The following is a 233-nucleotide window of genomic DNA, read 5'->3' as shown; positions in this document are numbered from 1 at the left end:
CGTTCAATTTTTTGTTATTCAAAATGAAGCCTTCTTGTCACAAAAAACTTATAAATATCCCCTTTATAAAAGGCCTCTTTAAACTCTAGCGGTTCCTCATCCTTATATACCATTGATGTAACCTTTAAAAGCGGCTCTCCTATAGGTATTTCTAATTTGGAGGCTGTATCGTTATTGCTTAACACCGCTTCAAACGTTTGCTCGACATGAGTCGGTTTAAAATCGTTTGTCTC

The 233-nt window shown here is 36.1% G+C and carries 1 protein-coding gene; it reads right to left on the bottom strand.

What is annotated here, in order from left to right; genetic code table 11:
- Positions 1–14 precede the first annotated feature (14 nt).
- Positions 15–233, bottom strand: a 219-nt coding sequence (locus tag SB764_RS44870; RefSeq protein ID WP_410867418.1) for a UTRA domain-containing protein, incomplete at its 5' end; no start/stop codon positions are given.

The sequence above is a fragment of the Paraburkholderia sp. SIMBA_027 genome (assembly GCF_046535315.1).
Classification (GTDB): domain Bacteria; phylum Pseudomonadota; class Gammaproteobacteria; order Burkholderiales; family Burkholderiaceae; genus Paraburkholderia; species Paraburkholderia tropica.
Note: the sequence above shows the minus strand (reverse complement) of the source record. Positions and strands in the feature narration are given on the sequence as shown.